This window comes from Vibrio sp. 970, from assembly GCF_033339075.1.
Window position 1 is genome coordinate 1 of record NZ_JAWOTW010000609.1, and the last position, 575, is coordinate 575.

The window sequence follows — 575 nt, forward strand, 5'->3', positions numbered from 1 at the left end:
GACTACTCAATCAGCAGCAATTATCCAGCTCGCACTCAAATGATTGCGCAAGACAACGGCGCACAATACATTATTGGCGGCGTGATCACTGACTTAACGGCAACGATTGAATCTCAACTCTTAAAAGACGACATCATTAACCGTCAGTTTGCTTTAGAGATGAAAGTCTTCGATGGCAAGACAGGCCATGAAGTCTTCAACAAAGCCTACCGCGAAGTCGCGCGTTGGCCATTCGCCAAAACCAGCCAAGTTGATACTCGCAGCGCACGTTTCTGGGCATCGACCTATGGCGAAATGATGCTACGCGTCAGCCGCAACATCATGTTAGACCTCGAGTCCGAACTGTCTTGCAAGATTACCCTACCGGAAGTGGTGGCCGTTTTTGGCAACACCGTCACGATGGATCTGGGCCGCATGCACGGCGTAAAAGAAGGTGACAAACTGCAACTGTGGCACACGGCATCATTCATCGATCAAAAGGGTTTACCACGTAATAAAGTGTCGCAAAGCGAGATCACTTTGACGGTCTCCCGCATCTATGAACAAGAAGCAGAATTGACGATTGATCAGCCGAA

The 575-nt window shown here is 49.0% G+C and carries 1 protein-coding gene; it reads left to right on the forward strand.

Features of this window, described 5'->3' with window-relative positions:
- The coding region (locus R7Q11_RS28155) for a FlgT C-terminal domain-containing protein (RefSeq protein ID WP_318094481.1) at positions 1–575 on the forward strand (575 nt) is incomplete at both ends.